The 17,626-nt window shown below is 68.4% G+C and carries 10 protein-coding genes; 7 read left to right on the top strand and 3 right to left on the bottom strand.

Features of this window, described 5'->3' with window-relative positions:
- Positions 1 to 35 precede the first annotated feature (35 nt).
- Genes DXK93_RS01815 through DXK93_RS01805 form a run of 3 tightly spaced genes read right to left on the bottom strand, consistent with a single transcriptional unit; the run spans position 36 to position 2,438 of the window.
- Positions 36 to 374 (bottom strand): YqjD family protein, encoded by a 339-nt coding sequence (locus DXK93_RS01815; protein WP_054454286.1) that lies wholly within the window; start codon positions 372 to 374, stop codon positions 36 to 38.
- A 46-nt stretch (positions 375 to 420) separates the two neighbouring features.
- On the bottom strand, positions 421 to 621 hold the full coding sequence (locus DXK93_RS01810; RefSeq protein ID WP_054454284.1) for a hypothetical protein: 201 nt from the start codon (positions 619 to 621) through the stop codon (positions 421 to 423).
- 44 nt (positions 622 to 665) lie between these two features.
- On the bottom strand, positions 666 to 2,438 hold the full coding sequence (locus tag DXK93_RS01805; protein ID WP_119449202.1) for a thiamine pyrophosphate-requiring protein: 1,773 nt from the start codon (positions 2,436 to 2,438) through the stop codon (positions 666 to 668).
- 161 nt (positions 2,439 to 2,599) lie between these two features.
- Between DXK93_RS01805 and glgA the strand changes: the two genes are divergently transcribed.
- The 7 genes from glgA to DXK93_RS01770 all read left to right on the top strand — a co-directional run.
- Complete coding sequence (glgA, locus tag DXK93_RS01800) at positions 2,600 to 4,156, top strand: glycogen synthase GlgA (RefSeq protein ID WP_119449201.1); 1,557 nt, start codon at positions 2,600 to 2,602, stop codon at positions 4,154 to 4,156.
- 174 nt (positions 4,157 to 4,330) lie between these two features.
- The gene (locus tag DXK93_RS01795; RefSeq protein ID WP_233564490.1) at positions 4,331 to 7,363 is read left to right on the top strand and encodes an alpha-1,4-glucan--maltose-1-phosphate maltosyltransferase; all 3,033 of its coding nucleotides are present in this window, start codon (positions 4,331 to 4,333) and stop codon (positions 7,361 to 7,363) included.
- Positions 7,364 to 7,381: 18 nt separating this feature from the next.
- On the top strand, positions 7,382 to 10,735 hold the full coding sequence (gene treS / locus DXK93_RS01790; RefSeq protein WP_119449199.1) for a maltose alpha-D-glucosyltransferase: 3,354 nt from the start codon (positions 7,382 to 7,384) through the stop codon (positions 10,733 to 10,735).
- Positions 10,732 to 12,930 carry a 1,4-alpha-glucan branching protein GlgB gene (gene glgB, locus DXK93_RS01785; protein ID WP_119449198.1) on the top strand — a complete coding sequence of 733 codons (2,199 nt, stop codon included), beginning with the start codon at positions 10,732 to 10,734 and terminating at the stop codon, positions 12,928 to 12,930. The genes treS and glgB overlap by 4 nt, the downstream gene beginning before the upstream one ends.
- A 6-nt stretch (positions 12,931 to 12,936) precedes the next feature.
- Entirely contained in the window at positions 12,937 to 15,045 is a 2,109-nt protein-coding gene (gene glgX, locus DXK93_RS01780; protein ID WP_119449197.1) for a glycogen debranching protein GlgX, read from the top strand.
- Entirely contained in the window at positions 15,042 to 16,820 is a 1,779-nt protein-coding gene (gene treZ, locus DXK93_RS01775; protein ID WP_054454269.1) for a malto-oligosyltrehalose trehalohydrolase, read from the top strand. The genes glgX and treZ overlap by 4 nt, the downstream gene beginning before the upstream one ends.
- The coding region (locus DXK93_RS01770) for a 4-alpha-glucanotransferase (protein ID WP_199728268.1) at positions 16,817 to 17,626 on the top strand (810 nt) is incomplete at its 3' end. The genes treZ and DXK93_RS01770, both read left to right, overlap by 4 nt.

Below are 17,626 nucleotides of genomic sequence, written 5' to 3'. Positions count from 1 at the left end.
CCCCGCCCCATCAATGGGCAAAAAGGATTAGGCGCTCAGCGGCGCTTATGGTCGGACATGAGGCACACCCCCGCCAGTACGCCGATCAGCGCCGCGCCCGCCAGGCTCTTCCAGGCGTTTTCGTGGACGTACTCGTCGGCGGCATGGGAGGCATGCCTGGCGCGGTCCCAGGCCGCCCGTTCCCAGCCCTTGGCGTGTTCGCGGGCAGCCTCCAGTTGGTGCTTGAGGCTGTCGCGCGCCGATTCGATCTCGGATCCGCCGTAGCTAGCCGTGCTGCGCAAGAGCGCCTCGGTGCCGGAGATCAGCTCGCGCATCGTGCGCGTGGCGTTGTCGGCCGGTTGAAACATGTCCCGCAATCCATGGTGCTTGTTCATACGTGCTCCTCGTGAAAAAAACTGTGCCGCGGAAGGCCGCGGTCCGTCAAAGCCTGTCGATTCCCGGCGTCTGCTGGGGATCCAGTCCCGGCATGGGGTTGGGCAGGCTGTCGGGCGGCCAACGGCCGTGCCGGTCGGTCTCATGTCCGCCAGGGTCGGGGTTGGACTGTTCGGCGGGATGCTGCTCCGGACCCGGTTGCTTGGGGTCCGCGGGCCGGGCGGGCCCGGAAGGTTTGGACTTGGTCATGGCATGCTCCTGAACGACGGAATGCGATCGATGCGGCCGCGGCCTCAACCGGCCCACCATTGCTTGATGGTCGCGCGCAAGGCCGCGCCCGCCGCGCCGCCCTCTTCCTTGCGCAGCGCCTGGAAGTACGCGGCCACCTGCCTGGCCGGGATGTGCGGCGGCAAGGGCGGCACCTCGGGGTCGGTCACCATTTCCAGCACGACCGGACGGGTTGCCGCCAGGGCTTGATCCCAGGCGTCTCCCACGGCGTCCGGGCTGTCCACCCGTATGCCCTCCAGGCCTAACAGGCGGCCGTACTCCGCATAGGAAAGCTGGGGCAGCCATTGCGAATCCGCGAACCTGGGGTCGCCGCCCATGACGCGCTGCTCCCAGGTGACCAGATTCAGGTCGCCGTTGTTCAGGACCATGACGATCAAGGTCGGGTTGGCCCAGTCCTTCCAGCGGTGGGCGATGGTGATCAGCTCGTTCATGCCCAGCATCTGCATGGCGCCGTCGCCGACCAGCGCAATGACGGGCCGATCCGGATGCGCCAGCTTGGCGGCAAGCGCATAAGGCACGCCGCAGCCCATGGTGGCCAGGCCGCCCGATACCGAGCCCATCATCCCTTCGCGCAGCGCGATGTCGCGCGCGTACCAGTTCGCCGCCGAGCCCGAGTCGCAGGTCAGAATGCTGCGCGGCGGCAGCCGTTTCGACAGTTCCAGGAAGGGTCGTTGCGGATTCAGCGGCTTGGCCTGCACCATTGCGCGGGCCTCCACGGTTTCGTGCCAGCGCGCGACCTTGGCCTCGATGCGTTCGCGCCAGCGGCGCGCGGTCTTGGGCTGCAATAAGGGAATCAGCGCCTGCAGGGTCAGCCGGCTGTCGCCGACCAGGCCAAGTTCCACGGGATAGCGCAGGCTGAGCTTGCGGCCGTCCAGATCGATCTGCACCGCCCTCGCCTGTCCCGGCGGCGGCAGGAATTCCGAATACGGGAACGACGTGCCCACCATCAGCAAGGTGTCGCACTCGTTCATCATGTCCCAGCTGGGCTGCGTGCCCAGCAATCCGATGCAGCCCGTGACGTACGGCAGGCTGTCGGGCACCGCCGCCTTGCCCAGCAGCGCCTTGGCCACGCCAGCGCCCAGCAGTTCAGCGGTCTGGCGCACTTCCGCGCCGGCCTGCAGCGCGCCCGCCCCGACCAGCATGGCGACCCGTTCGCCGCGGTTGAGGATGTCGGCGGCATTGCGCAACGCAGCCTCGCCGGGTACGCCGGCATGCGAGGTCAAGCCTATGCCCGTCGGCACGGTGCCATGTTCGCGGGCGGGCTTTTCCACCGCCGGCAAATCCTGCACATCGTTTGGAAAAATGACGCAGGTCACGCTGCGCCGCTCCAGGGCGATGCGCATGGCGCGGTCGATCATGTGGCGCGCCTGTTCGGCGGTCGCGGCCATCTGCACGTAATCGTGCGCCACGTCATTGAACAGGCTGATCAGGTCGACCTCCTGCTGGTAGTCGCCGCCCAGGGCGCTGCGGGCTTGCTGGCCGACCAGGGCCACGACAGGCTGATGGTCCAGCTTGGCGTCGTACAGGCCGTTCAATAAGTGAATGGCGCCTGGACCGGAGGTCGCCAGGCAGACCCCGGCCTGGCCGGTGAACTTGGCGTGGGCGCAGGCCATGAACGCGGCGGCCTCTTCGTGGCGGGCCTGGACGAACTCCAACGGCTCCTGGGTGCGGCCGAATGCGCCGATCAGGCCATTGATGCCGTCCCCTGGGTAGCCGTAGATCCTCCTGACCCCCCATTGCGACAGCCGTTCCAGCACAAAGTCCGCCACAGTCTTCATTCGATGCTCCCGCGTTTGCCTGCATTCCGACAGAACGCCTGAATCAGCAATTGCCGTTCCCGGCGTTCTAACGCCTGCGACGGTGCCGGCGCGGGCACGGCGCTTGCGGATGAAATCCCTGCGGCGGACGCGCTCGACGATCCGCCTAAAAGGGAGTTGGCATGACAAAGATTCGAACCCTGGTAGTGGCGGGTGAAGCGTTTCCCCTGGCGAAGACGGGCGGCCTGGGGGACGCCATAACGGGCATGGCGCGCGGGCTGTGCGAAGCCGGCGTGCCCGTGACGGTGCTGCTTCCGGCCTACCGCGGCGTGCGCCAGCGGCTGGAGCGCTTGCGGGTAGTGGCGCCGCTGCACAACCTGCCGGGCGGCGAAGCGCAGCTCCTGGCGGGGCATTGCCCGCAGTCGGGGTTGGACTTCCTGCTGCTGGAAAACGACGCGCTTTATGACCGGCCTGGCATCTATCTGAACGAAGACAACCGCGAGCACGCCGACAATGCGCTGCGCTACGCGGCGCTGGCCCATGCGGCGGTGCGCGTGGCGGGCGGCCTGCCCGGCATCGCGCGGCCTCAACTGCTGCATGCGCACGACTGGCACGCCGGACTCGTGCCGCTGTTGCTGCGGGAATATGGCCCGGGCGACGTCAAAAGCATCATGACCATCCACAACCTGGCGTTCCAGGGACAGTTCCCGATGGAATGCGCCGCCGCCCTGGGCATCCCTGAACGCTACCGTAACGACGAAGCCGCCGGCGCCTGGGGCCGCTTGAATTTTCTCAAGACCGGCATCCGCTACGCCGACCGCGTCACCACCGTCAGCCATACCTACGCCCGGGAAATCCTGACGCCCGCCTTCGGCTGCGGGCTGGAGGGGCTGCTGCGGCGGCGCGCCGCCGATCTGGTGGCCATCCCCAACGGCATCGACAACATGGTGTGGAATCCGGTGCGCGATCCGCATCTGGGCTCATTGCGGTTCTCGGCGCGCGACCTGGGCCGCAAGGCTCGCTGCAAGGCGGCCCTGCAGCGCGAGTTCGAGTTGCATGAGGACGCCGAAGCCGTGCTCCTGGCGATGGGCAGCCGGCTGACGGAACAGAAGATGGCGGACGTCGCCGCGCAGGCCTTGCCGCAGGCGCTGGAACGCCACCCGCGCCTGCAGGTCGCGATTCTTGGCCAGGGCGACCGTCGCCTGGAAGAGGCCCTGAAACTGTTGTGCGCGCGCTTTCCCGGGCGCTGCGCCACCCGCATCGGCTATGACGAGGCAGTGGCGCACCGGCTGCACGCGGGCTCCGACATGCTGTTGCACGGCAGCCGCTTCGAGCCGTTCGGCCTGACGCCTCTGTACGCGATGCGCTACGGCTCCATCCCGATAGGCTCGCGGGTGGGCGGCATGGCCGACACGATCGACGATCCCGGGCCGCGCGCGCCGCTCTCGGCAATGGCCGGTTCCAACGGCTTGCTGTTCGACGGCGACGACCCTGCGGCCATGGCCGCGGCCATCGCCCGCGCCCTGAGCTTGCGCGAGGACGCCATGCTCTGGCGCACCATGCAGCGCAACGCCATGAGCGCGGATTTCAGCTGGCGCGCCGCCGCGGCGCCCTACGCCGAGCTCTATCGCGCGCTGGCCGATACCGGCAGGAAGCCCCGCGTGCCAACCGTGGCCGAGGTGGCCACCCTGCGCGCTGGCCAGCGTTCTGGCGGGCCGCTGCCCGCGCCCGCGGTCTAGGCTCGCCCACAGGAGGAACCGCAGGTGCCCACAGCCCCGCCTATCCATCCCCACGCTCCCCTGCGCCTCTACCACGCCCGTGGCGGCGCAACCGGGGACGTCCGCGCCCGTGGCGGCGAGCTGGGGCCGGCCCTTTATTCACGCCTGCGGCAACGCGGATTCAATGCCTTGCTGATGCCGGCGCCCTGGCTGTCGGGGCCGGAAGGCGCTTCGCCCGCCCCGCTGGATGCCGACAGCGCGCTTTTGGCAGGCAAGCGCGTGGCCATGGCCGACTGGATCGCGCACGCAGCCGGGCAGCTTGCCGAACATGGCCTGGCGCTGTATCTCGATATCGTCATGGACCGCTGCGCCATTGGCGCCGTAGCCGACACGGCGGGCCCCGGCTGGTATCAACCGCCCGCCGAAAACCCCGCGCGCGATCCGCGCATGAGCATCGACGTGCGCGAGGCGCTGCACTTGCGCCCGGGGCCGCCACCGCCCGGCTTTGTGCAGGCCTGGAGCACGCGGCTGAAGCGCTGGACCGAACGCGGCGCCGCAGGCTACGTCTTTCACGCGCCGCAATGCCTGCCGGCCCAGGATTGGGCGGCATTGGCAGCGGCAGTGGGCGGCCCGGATCGCACCGCGCAATTTTTTGCCTGGGCGCAGGGACTGACGCCCGAGTCGCTGGCGGCCCTGCGCGGCGCGGGTCTGGACGGCCTGTGCTCGTCCTTGCCCTGGTGGGACTACAAGTCCGGCTGGCTGGCGGAGGAAGATGGCAGGCTGCGCGCCATCGCACCCGTCATCGCTTCGCCGCCGCGCGTGGCCCCGGACAAGCGCGGCGCCTGGGCCGCGGCGCTATCCGCGGATGTCCTCATGTTCGACGACGAGGACGATGCCCGGTTGCCCGACGTAGCCGAGGCCAATCGCTGGTTTGGACAAGCCGGATTGCGCGGCCCGCTGCGTCTGGCCGGCGGGCGCGACGGCCACTGCACCCTGCTGCTGCGCGACTGCGCGGCCGGCACGGTCGTACTGGCGCTCAATCCTTCGGATACGGAGGAGGCTAGCGTGGATTGGGGCGCGTTGGCGCCGCTGCTGCCGCCGGCCGATTTCCTGTCCGAAGGCGTGCCGGACGGCCTGGCGCTGCAAGGCAATGCCATTGCGCCCGCCGGTTGCGCCATGTATCTGCTCGAACCTACGCATCCGGTGCGCGAAGCCTCGCGCCACGTGGCGCGCCGCATGGATGGCGCCATCAGCCAGCGCATCGTGGTCGAGCAGGTCAGTCCGACCGTGGATAGTGGCGCCTTCCCCATCAAGAGCATCCCGCATGAGCGGATTCCCGTCAGCGCCGACATCTACATGGACGGCCATGAACTGCTGGCCGCAGAACTGCGCTGGCGCGCGGCGGATGAAAGTTCGTGGCGCGCCGCGCCCTTCACGCGCGGCTTGAACGACCGCTGGGAAGCCTCGTTCCGTCCGCGCCGCATCGGGCCGCACGAGTTCGTGGTGCACGCCTGGCTCGACGCCTGGCAGACTTTCCGCCATGACCTGGAGGTGAAACACCAGGCCGGCGTGGACCTGCGCCTGGAAGTGGAGGAAGGCCTGCTGATGCTGCGCGCAGCGCTGGCGCGCGCCCGCAACGCGTCGCACCCCGGCGCCATGAGGTTGCGCGAGACCCTGCAAAAGTTCTCCAAGGCCACCGAAGGCGAGCTGGCTGCGCCCACACCGCAACAGATCGATGCACTGCTGGACGAAGACCTGGCCGGCACCATGCGCGAACTGGACGACCGCCCTTTCGAATACGTCAGCCCCGCGCCCTATCCGGTCTGGGTGGATCGCAGCCAGGCCTGCCACGCCAGCTGGTATGAGCTGTTTCCGCGCTCGCAATCCATGCAGCCCGGCCAGCACGGCACCTTCGACGATGTGATCGCACGGCTGCCAGATGTGCGCGAGATGGGATTCGACGTGCTGTATCTCCCGCCCATACACCCCATCGGGCAACGCAACCGCAAGGGCCGCAACAACAGCCTGCGCACCGAGCCCGGCGACGTGGGCAGCCCCTATGCCATCGGTTCGGCCGAAGGCGGGCACGACGCGGTTGAACCGCTGCTGGGCGGACTGGACGGGTTCCTTAGGCTGGTGGATGCCGCCCGCGCCCACGGCATGGAAGTGGCGCTGGACTTCGCAATCCAGTGCTCGCCGGACCACCCGTGGCTGGCGCGGCACACGGACTGGTTCTCCTGGCGTCCGGATGGTTCGCTGCGCTATGCGGAAAATCCGCCGAAGAAGTACCAGGACATCGTCAATGTCGCCTTCTACGGCGCCGCCGCGCGCCGCGCGCGCAAGCTGACCCTGTGGCGCGCGCTGCGCGACGTGGTGCTGTTCTGGGTGCAGCATGGCGTGCGCACCTTCCGGGTCGACAACCCGCATACCAAGCCGCTGCCATTCTGGCAGTGGCTGATCGCCGAGGTCCATGCCCAGCATCCCGACGTGATTTTCCTGTCGGAAGCTTTCACCCGGCCCAAGATGATGTACCGGCTGGCGAAGATCGGCTTTACCCAGTCCTACACCTACTTCACCTGGCGCAATGACAAGGCGGAACTGGAATCCTATCTGGAGGAAGTCTCCACGCCGCCCGCCGCCGATTTCTTCCGCCCGCACTTCTTCGTCAACACGCCGGACATCAATCCCTACTTCCTGCAGTCCTCGGGCCGCCCGGGCTTTCTGATACGCGCCGCGCTGGCGGCGCTGGGATCCGGCCTGTGGGGCATGTACAGCGGCTTCGAGCTGTGCGAGTCGGCGGCCTTGCCGGGCAAGGAGGAATACCTGGACTCCGAAAAGTACGAATTGCGCCAGCGCGACTGGTTTGCGCCGGGCAACATCCGCGCGGAGATCACCCGCCTGAACCAGATCCGGCGGACCAACCCGGCGCTGCAGAGCCATCGGGGCCTGACCTTGGTGCATAGCGGCAACGACCGCGTGCTGGCGTTCTGCAAGTCCACGCCTGGCCGCGGCAATTTCATCCTCGCGGCCATCAGCCTGGATCCTTTCCAGCAGCAGGCGGCGCGCATCGAGGCGCCCTTCTGGCTGTTCGGCGAGGCCGACACGGGCCGGCTGATCGCCGAAGACCTGTTGGCCGAACGCAGCGAGCCCTGGCAGGGGCAGATCCGCGAACTGACCCTGCATCCCGATCAACCCTATCGCGTGTGGCGCTTGTCGCTGCATGGATGACACCGCACGCCCATTGCCATGATCAGTGAAACCCAACCTCTCCAGGACGACGGCCTTTGGTACAAGGATGCGGTCATCTATCAGCTGCACGTCAAGTCATTCTTCGACTCGAATGGCGACGGCGTGGGCGATCTGCCCGGCCTGATCTCCAAGCTGGATTACATCTCCAGCCTGGGGGTCAACACGATCTGGCTGCTGCCCTTCTATCCCTCGCCGCGCCGCGACGACGGCTATGACATCGCCGACTACCGCGGGGTGCACGCGGATTATGGCACCGTGGCCGACGTGAGGAAGCTGATCCGCGCGGCCCACGCGCGCGGCCTGCGCGTCATCACCGAGCTGGTGGTCAACCATACCTCGGACCAGCATCCCTGGTTCCGCCGCGCACGCGCGGCCAAACCCGGATCGGCCGCGCGCAACTTCTACGTCTGGTCGGACAACGACAAGGCCTACGCCGGCACGCGCGTCATTTTCTGCGATACCGAGAAATCCAACTGGACCTGGGACCCCGAGGCCGGCGCCTACTTCTGGCACCGCTTCTATTCGCACCAGCCCGACCTGAACTACGACAATCCGCAGGTGCTCAAGGAAGTGCTCGCCGTGATGCGCTATTGGCTGGACATGGGCGTGGACGGCCTGCGCCTGGACGCGGTGCCGTACCTGGTCGAGCGCGAAGGCACCAACAACGAAAACCTGCCCGAGACGCACGAGGTGCTCAAGCGCATCCGGGCCGTGATCGACGCCGAGTATCCCAACCGCTTGCTGCTGGCCGAGGCCAACCAGTGGCCGGAGGATGCGCAGGAATACTTCGGCGCGGGCGACGAATGCCATATGTCCTTCCATTTCCCGCTGATGCCGCGCATGTACATGGCGATCGCGCAGGAGGACCGTTTCCCGATTATCGACATCATGCGCCAGACGCCGGACATTCCCGCGTCCTGCCAATGGGCGATCTTCCTGCGCAACCATGATGAACTGACGCTGGAAATGGTCACCAGCCGCGAACGCGACTATCTCTGGAACGTGTACGCGGCGGACCCGCGCGCCCGCATCAACCTGGGCATCCGGCGCCGTCTGGCGCCGCTGCTGGAGCGCGACCGGCGCAGGGTCGAGCTGATGAACAGCCTGCTCCTGTCCATGCCGGGCACGCCCGTCCTGTACTACGGCGACGAGCTCGGCATGGGCGACAACGTGCACCTGGGCGACCGCGACGGCGTGCGCACGCCGATGCAGTGGTCGCCCGACCGCAATGGCGGCTTTTCGCGCGCCGACCCCGAACAGCTGCCGCTGCCGGTGCTGATGGGCCCCTTGTACGGCTATGAAGCGGTGAACGTGGAGGCGCAGCAGCGCGATCCGCATTCCCTCCTGAACTGGACCCGACGCCTGTTGGCGCAGCGCCGGCAAAGCCATGCATTCGGGCGCGGCACGCTGCGCTTCATCTTCGCAGGCAACCGGAAGATCCTGGCTTATCTGCGCCAATGGCAGGACACCACCATCCTGTGCGTGGCCAACCTGTCCAACGCCGCCCAGCCCGTGGAACTGCAGCTGCAGGAATTCAATGGCCGCGTGCCAGTCGAAATGCTGGGCGGTACGCCCTTCCCGGCCGTGGGTGAACTGCCGTATCTGCTGACCCTGCCGCCCTACGCGTTTTACTGGCTGGACCTGAGCAACGAAGCCGCGCCGCCAGACTGGCATGCGAGCGCTCCCGCGCAGATGCCGGAACTCACCACGCTGGTGCTGCGCGCCCACGGCGGCGCCGCGCTGACCGACGTCTCCCGCGCTACGCTGGAGCGCGAGGTCCTGCCCCAGTACCTGGCGCGCCAGCGCTGGTATCCGGCCAAACAGCCGCCCGCCCGCGCACGCCTGGCGTACGCCACGCCGTTCACGGCGGCCGATGGCGAGTATTACTGGGCCGAGGTCGAGCCCGAGGACGGCGTCACGGGCCTGCGCGCGCAAGCGCCCTTCGTGCTGGTGTGGGACGAGACGGCAGCGGTGCATTATGCGATCGCGCGGGTGCGGCGCGGGGCCGAGGTCGGCATTCTGGCGGACGCCTTTCTGCAGCCCGGCTTCGTGCGCGGCATCGTCCAGGCCATGCAAGAGGGCCGCGAGCTCGACGGCCGCAGCGGCGGCAAGCCTGGCGACAAGCCGGGCGTGATCCGCTTCCTGCCCGAAGCTGGCCTGGCCGCCCTGGAGGTCGCCGGGGACGGCGAACTGCAGTGGCTGACGGGCGAGCAATCCAACAGCTCGGTCGTCGTCGATGGCAAGCTGATACTGAAGCTGATCCGCGCCGTCCAGCCCGGCGGATCGCCCGAGTTGGAAATGACCCGCTATCTGACGCGCGCCGGCTACGCCAACATGCCGGCGCTGCTGGGCGAGGTCCAACGTGAGGATGCCGACGGCGTGGTCCATACGCTGGCGGTGGCGCACCGCTACGTCGCCAACGAAGGCGACGCCTGGAGCTGGACGCTGGATCTGCTCAAGCGCACGCTGGACAACGCGCTGCTGGTGAACCAGAGTCCGGACGAATTCGCCCAGGACCTGCAGGGCTACGCCGCAATGGCCGCCACCATGGGCGAACGTCTGGCGCAGATGCACAACCTGCTGTCGCAGGCCTCCGACGACCCCGCGTTCCAGCCGCGCGCCGCCAGCCAGGCGGACGCCGATGCGCGCACGCGCCGCGTCCAGGACCTGCTCGAACGCGCGGAAAAGGACTTGCGCGCGCAGCTCGGTGAACTGGAAGCCCCTTCGCGCGCCTGCGCCGAATGGTATTTCGAGCACCGCGCCCGGCTGGCGGCGCGCGTGGCGGCGATGGCGCAGGCCGAGACCGGCGTCCTTTGCCTGCGCGTGCACGGCGACTTCCATCTTGGGCAGGTGCTGGTGGCGCAGGCGGACGCCTATCTGATCGACTTCGAAGGCGAACCGGTCATCAGCGTGGACGCGCGCCGCGCCCTCGCCTCGCCCTACAAGGATGTGGCGGGCATGCTGCGTTCGTTCGACTATGCCGCCGCCTCGATCGCCCGCACCGACATCATCGGCGGCGCGCCGACCGACGCCAATGCCGGCGCGGGCGAAACGCCGGGCGCGCCTGTCGCGCCAGCAGAACTGCGCGACCTGCTATTGGCGCGCTTTCGCCAGACCGCCAGCCAGGCCTTCCTGCAAGGCTACCGCGATGCGCGCGCGTCGGCGCTTATCCCGCCTGCGGATGAAGACGCGCTGCTGGCCCTGGCCCAACTGGAGAAGGCTGCCTATGAAGTGAGCTATGAAGCCGCGCATCGCCCAGACTGGATTTCGATACCGCTGTGCGCCCTGGCGGAACTGGCGCGCAGCCTGCTGCTGTCGGCCGCCGTGGACGAAGAGGATGCACGATCATGAGCCAGGACATGCCCGCAGGCGGCAGCATCAGCCCCATAGCGCCCGTCGAACTGGCCGCCTTGGCCAGCGGCCTGCACAGCGACCCCTATGCCTTCCTGGGGCCGCACGACGGCGAAGTGCGGGTGTATGCCCCGGGCGCGCGGGCCGTGGCGGCGCTGGACGGCGACGGCGCGCGCATCCCCTTGCGCGAACAGGGCCAGGGACTGTTTCTTGGACGCGTTCCTTACGCCCGCCCCGGCGACGGCGCCTCGTACCGTCTGGCGATCCAATGGCCCGACGCCGAACAGATCACCGCCGACCCCTATGCCTTCGGCACCCTGCTGGAAGACGGCACGCTGGAGGAGCTGGCGCAAGGCGCATGGCGCAGCGTGGGAACGGCCCTGGGCGCGCGCCTGATGGAAGTCGACGGCCTGGCCGGCCTGCGCTGCGCGGTATGGGCGCCGAACGCGCAACGCGTGGCGGTGGTGGGCGATTTCAACGCCTGGGACAGCCGCCGGCACGGCATGCGGCTGCGGCACCGCGCCGGCGTCTGGGAGATCTTCATCCCGGACGTGCAGGCCGGCGAACGCTACAAGTTCGCAATCACCGACCGCGCCGGCAACCTACGGCTCAAGGCCGATCCGCTGGCGCGACGCAGCGAAGCGCCGCCTGCCACCGCCTCGGTGGTGGAAGACGGCGCCGACTATCCGTGGCAAGACCAGGCCTGGATGGCGCAGCGGCGCACGCGCCAGTCCACGGACGCGCCGCTGTCCATCTACGAAGTGCACGCCGGGTCCTGGCTGCCTGACGAACCGGAATCGCACGCCTGCATCTGGGACCGGCTGGCCGACAAGCTGCCGGCCTATGCCTGCGCCATGGGGTTCAGCCATGTGGAGCTGCTGCCCGTCATGGAGCATCCTTTCGGCGGGTCCTGGGGTTATCAGCCGCTGGGCATGTTCGCGCCCGCGGCCCGCTATGGTCCGCCCGCCGCATTCGCCCGTTTCGTCGACCGCTGCCACCACGCAGGCATCGGCGTCATCCTGGACTGGGTGCCTGCGCACTTCCCGGACGATGCGCACGGCCTGGCCCGCTTTGACGGCACGGCGCTCTACGAGTACGAGGATCCGCGCGAAGGCTATCACCCGGACTGGCACACCATGGTCTACAACCTGGGCCGCACGGAGGTGCAGGCCTTCATGATCGCCAGCGCGCTGCATTGGCTGCAGCGCTTCCATGTCGACGGCCTGAGGGTGGACGCGGTCGCGTCCATGCTCTATCGCGACTACAGCCGCCAGCCCGGCCAATGGATCCCCAACCGCTACGGCGGCCGGGAAAACCTGGAGGCGGTGCAGTTCCTGCAGGCGCTCAACGGCACCGTGCGCCACGAAGTGCCGGACGCCATCATGGTCGCCGAGGAATCGACGGCCTGGCCCGGCGTTACCGCGCCGATCGCCGACGGCGGGCTGGGCTTTCACTACAAATGGAACATGGGCTGGATGCACGACACCTTGCGCTACCTGTCCGAGGACCCCGTGCACCGCAAGCATCACCACCACGACATCACCTTCAGCATGGTGTATGCGTACAGCGAGCGCTTCATCCTGCCTCTATCGCACGACGAAGTGGTGCACGGCAAAGGATCGCTGCTGGCCAAGATGCCGGGCGACGCGGCCGCCAGGCTCGCCAACCTGCGCGCCTACCTCGGCTTCATGTGGGCTCATCCCGGCAAGAAGCTGCTCTTCATGGGCGGGGAAATGGCCCAGCCACGGGAATGGAACCACGACGTACCTCTGGATTGGGACCTGCTGGACCGTCCCGGCCATCTGGGCATACAGCGGCTGGTTGCCGACTTGAATGGCCTGTACCGCGGGGTGCCGGCGCTGCATGCGCTGGATGCCGACCCGGCGGGCTTCGCCTGGACGATCCTGGACGACCGCGACAACAGCGTGGTCGCATTCATCCGCAGCGACGGCGTCCATCACGTGCTCGCGGTCGCCAATTTCACGCCGGTGGCGCGGCACGACTACCGCATCGGCGTGCCGCGGGCTGGCCGCTGGGCGGAAAAGCTGAATACCGACGCCACGCACTATGGCGGATCCGGCCAGGGCAACCAGGGCGGCGCCAGCACCGGCGTCAGCGCGTCCCATGGCCAGCCCCAGGCCTTGTCCCTGACCTTGCCGCCGCTGTCCACCCTCTTCCTGCTCTACGAAGGCTGAATCCATATGGATCCCTCCCAATTCACGCGCATCGCCGGGGGCCAGCCCCATCCGCTGGGCGCGGTCAGCGATGGCCTGGGCGTGAACTTCGCCGTGTTCTCGGCCAACGCCACGCGTATCGAGCTATGCCTGTTCGATCCCAAGGGCCGCAAGGAACTACGCCGCTTCGACCTGCCCGAATGCACCGACGAGATCTGGCACGGCTACCTGCCGGACGCGCATCCCGGACTGGTGTACGGCTATCGCGCCCACGGCCCGCACGATCCGCGCAATGGGCACCGTTTCAATCCCCATAAGCTGTTGCTCGATCCCTACGCGCGGCAGTTGACCGGACCGCTGCATTGGAGCGACGCGCTGTTCGGCTATCGCATGAAGCATGCGCGCGCCGACCTCAGCATCGACCGGCGCGACAGCGCGCCCGCCATGCCCAAGGCCATCGTGGCCGAAGAAGCGCCTTTCACCTGGGGCAACAGCCGGCCGCCGGCCACGGCGTGGAACGATACGGTGATCTACGAGGTGCACGTGCGCGGCGCCTCCATGCTGCGCGAAGACCTGCGCCAGCCCCTGCGCGGCACCTGCTCCGCGCTGGCCGACCCGCGTTTCATCGAACACCTGCAGCGGCTGGGCGTCACCGCCGTGGAGTTGCTGCCGGTGCATGCGTTCCTGCAGGACCGCTTCCTGACCGAACGCGGCCTGCGCAACTACTGGGGCTACAGCACGTTGTCGTACTTTGCGCCGGAGCCCTCCTACCTGCAGCACAATCCGAACGAACTGCGCCAGGCCATACGCCGGCTGCATGCCGCCGGCATCGAAGTGATTCTGGACGTGGTCTACAACCACACTTGCGAGGGCAGCGAATTGGGACCCACGCTGTCCTGGCGCGGACTGGACAACGCCAGCTACTACCGCCTGGTGCCGGGCGACGAACGCTATTACATCAACGACACCGGCTGCGGCAACACGGTCAATCTGTCACATCCGCGCGTCCTGCAAATGGTCACGGATTCGCTGCGCTATTGGGCGCAATCCTATGGCGTCGACGGCTTCCGCTTCGACCTGGGCGTGACCCTGGGACGCGAAGGCACCGGCTATGACCCGGGTTCGGGCTTTTTCGACGCCGTGCTGCAGGACCCTGCCCTTGCCCGCCTGAAACTGATTTCCGAACCCTGGGACGTGGGGCCGGATGGCTACCAGCTGGGCAACCATCCACCGGGCTTCGCCGAGTGGAACGACAAATTCCGCGACGCGACGCGCCGCTATTGGCGCGGGGATCCCGCCATGCGCGGCGAGATGGCGGCGCGCTTGTGCGGATCGCGCGACCTGTTCGACCGCCGCCACCGTCGGCCCTGGAGCAGCGTCAACTACGTGGCCTCGCACGACGGTTTCACGCTGGCCGACATCGTCAGCTACGACGCCAGCCACAACGAGGCCAACGGCGAAGGCGGCAACGACGGCCACGGCGAGAACTACAGCCACAACTGGGGCGCCGAAGGCCCGACCGAGGACGCCGCCATCCTGGACACCCGGAAACGGGTGCAACGGGCCCAGCTCGCCTGCGTGTTCCTGGCGGATGGCACGCCGATGCTGCTGGCCGGAGACGAATTCGGCAATAGCCAGGAAGGCAATAACAACGCCTATTGCCAGGACAACGCCCTGTCGTGGCTGGACTGGACGCAGGCGCAGTCCGATGACGGCCGTGAGCTATCCCGCTACGCGGCGCGCCTGATCGCACTGCGCCGCGCCCACCCCAGCACGCGCGCCGCGCGCTACGGCGATGCGGGGCAGAAGCTCGCGCCTGGCGTACAAGCCATCTCCTGGTTCGATCCGGCGGGCGCTGAACTGGACGCGGCGGCCTGGGAATCGGAGGCCAATGCCATGGTCCTGCGCCGCGCCGCCTGCCGCGAAGACGGCAGCGTCGACGTGACGCTGCTGCTATTGAATCCCGGCGCGGAGGACACGGTTTTCCAGATGCCGTCGCCCGCGCTGGCGTGGATTCGCGAGCTGGATTCCGCCACGCAGGCGCCTGCCGCGCCACTGGCGGATGCCGCCGTCACGGTGGCGGCGCGCAGCGTGGCGCTGCTGGCGGCGACCTACGTGCCGGGAGATCCGCCATGACACATGACTATGCTTCAGGCGCAATCCCGCTGGAGAGCGGCGTCACGCGCTTTCGCCTGTGGGCGCCGACCGCGCCGGCGGGCTTCGCCCTCGAGGTCGAAGGCCATCCTCCCATCGCCCTGAGCCCCGGCCCGGACGGCTACGTGCAGGCCGACGTGGACTGCCCCATCGGCGCCCGCTATCACTACCGCCTGGACGCGGACACGGTCGCGCCCGATCCCGCCTCGCGCCTGCAGCACGGAGACGTGCACGACGACAGCGTCGTGGTCGCGCCGGACTCCTACCCCTGGCGCTACGGCACCTGGCGCGGACGGCCTTGGGAAGACGCCGTGCTGTACGAAACCCATGCCGGCCTGGAGGGCGGCTATGCGGGCCTGCTGGCGCGGCTGCCGGAGCTGGCGGCGCTGGGCGTGACCTTGCTGGAGCTGATGCCCATTGCCGACTTCCCCGGGCCACGCAACTGGGGCTATGACGGCGTGCTGCCCTACGCGCCCGACACGGCCTACGGCACGCCCGATGAGCTCAAGCGCCTGATCGACGAGGCCCATGGGCTGGAAATGGGCGTGATGCTGGACGTGGTCTACAACCATTTCGGCCCCGACGGCAATTACCTGCCGCGCTATGCCGCGCCGTTCTTCAGGAAAGACGTCGCCACGCCTTGGGGCGACGCCATCGACTTCCGCCAGCCGGCGGTCAGCCAGTTCTTCAAGGACAACGCGCTGTACTGGCTGACCGAGTACCGCTTCGACGGGCTGCGTCTGGACGCCGTGCACGCGATTGCGGGCCATGAATGGCTGCATGAATTGGCCCAGTACCTGCGGCAGCATATTCCTGCCGAACGCCATGTGCATCTGGTGCTGGAGAACGACGACAACCGCGCCAGCCTGCTGCAAGGTGACTTCGATGCGCAATGGAATGACGACGCGCATCATGCCCTGCATTGCCTCCTGACCGGCGAGAGCCACGGCTACTACGCCGATTACAGCGCCCAGCCGGCCCAGGCGCTGGCGCGCTGCCTGGCCGAAGGCTGGCTGTACCAGGGGCAGCGTTCGCCCTACCGCGGCGGACAACCGCGGGGCGAACCCAGCGCGGAACTGCCGCCAAGCGCCTTCGTGCTGTTCCTGCAGAACCATGACCAGACCGGCAACCGTGCGGGCGGCGAACGCCTGGCCAGCCTGGTGGACAGTCCCGCCCGGCTGCGCGCCGCGGTCGCGTTGCAGCTGCTGGCGCCACAGATCCCGCTGATCTTCATGGGCGAGGAACGCGGCGCGCGCACGCCGTTCCACTACTTCACCAGCCATGCCGACCCGGCTTTGGCGCAAGCGGTGCGCGACGGCCGGCGGCGCGAGTTCTCGCGCTTTCCCGAATTCCAGGGCGCGGGCGCGTTGTCCGACCCGAACGATCCCGCAACCTACGTGGCCAGCAAACCACGGGCCAGCGCCGCCGACGCGCATGCCTGGATGCGGGACTACGCGGTCCTGCTGCATCTGCGCGCCCGCCTGATCGCGCCCCGGCTGGCCGGCGCGGTCAGCCTGGGTGCGGCCGCGATCGGCGAACGCGGCGTGTTCGCGCGCTGGGAACTGGCAGGCGGCGCGCGCCTGACGGTCTATGCGAACTTCGGCCCCGATCGCGTGGCGCTGCCCGAGGCCTTGCAGGCGGGCGCCGAGGCCTATGCCACGCTGCTCTTTGAATCCGTGGCCGGCGCCCGCGACGCCCTGGTCCACGGCGAGGTGTGCGGCGACAGCACCGTGTGGCTGCTGGAGGAACCGGCATGACCGCAACGTCCGCCGGCGATCCGGCCTTGTCCGCGCTGGCCGCCAAAGCCGGCATCGCCGAACACTGGACCGACGCGCGCCAGCGTCCGCAGCAAGTGTCGCCGGATACTTTACGGCTGCTGCTGGAGGGCATGGGCTTGCCGGCGGGCAACGCCCATGACATCCGCGACAGCGACCATCGCCTGGGCGTGGAGCTTGGGGCCCGGCTGCCGCCCCTGCTGGTCGCGCGCAGCGGCATGGCCGCGTTTCTGCCCGCTTGCGCGCGCGGCCGCTACCGCATCGTGTGCGAGTCAGGCCAGACCAGCGACGGCGAGGTCGCGGACGACGGCAGCCTGATCGCACCGCAGGAGCCCGGATACCACACGCTGCACCTGGCATGCGGCCAGACCGTGCTTGCGGTGGCGCCCCGCCAAGCGCCTGGCCTTGATGATCTGACCGACGGCGTGCGGCCGCGCGGCTGGGGACTATGCGCGCAGGTCTACAGTCTCAGGCGCGATGCCGACCAACCTGGCGACGGCGGCTACGGCGACTTTGGCGCCGTGCGCGAACTGGCTGTCGCCGCCGCGGCCCAGGGCGCGGACGCGCTCGCCATCAGCCCGGTGCACGCCATGTTCGCCGCGCAACCGCAGCGTTGCAGTCCTTACGCCCCATCCAGCCGCTTGTTCCTGAACACCCTGTACGCAGATCCCGCCGCCATCGTCGGTGACGATGTCTTGCGCCGGGCGCTGGCCGAATTGGCCGCCCAGCCGCGCCCAACGGCGTTGATAGATTGGCCATCGGCCGGGATCTGTCTCTTATACACATCT

Source organism: Achromobacter sp. K91, assembly GCF_003576205.1.
GTDB classification, from domain to species: Bacteria; Pseudomonadota; Gammaproteobacteria; order Burkholderiales; family Burkholderiaceae_B; genus Achromobacter; species Achromobacter aegrifaciens.
This window is presented reverse-complemented; position numbering and strand designations above follow the sequence as displayed.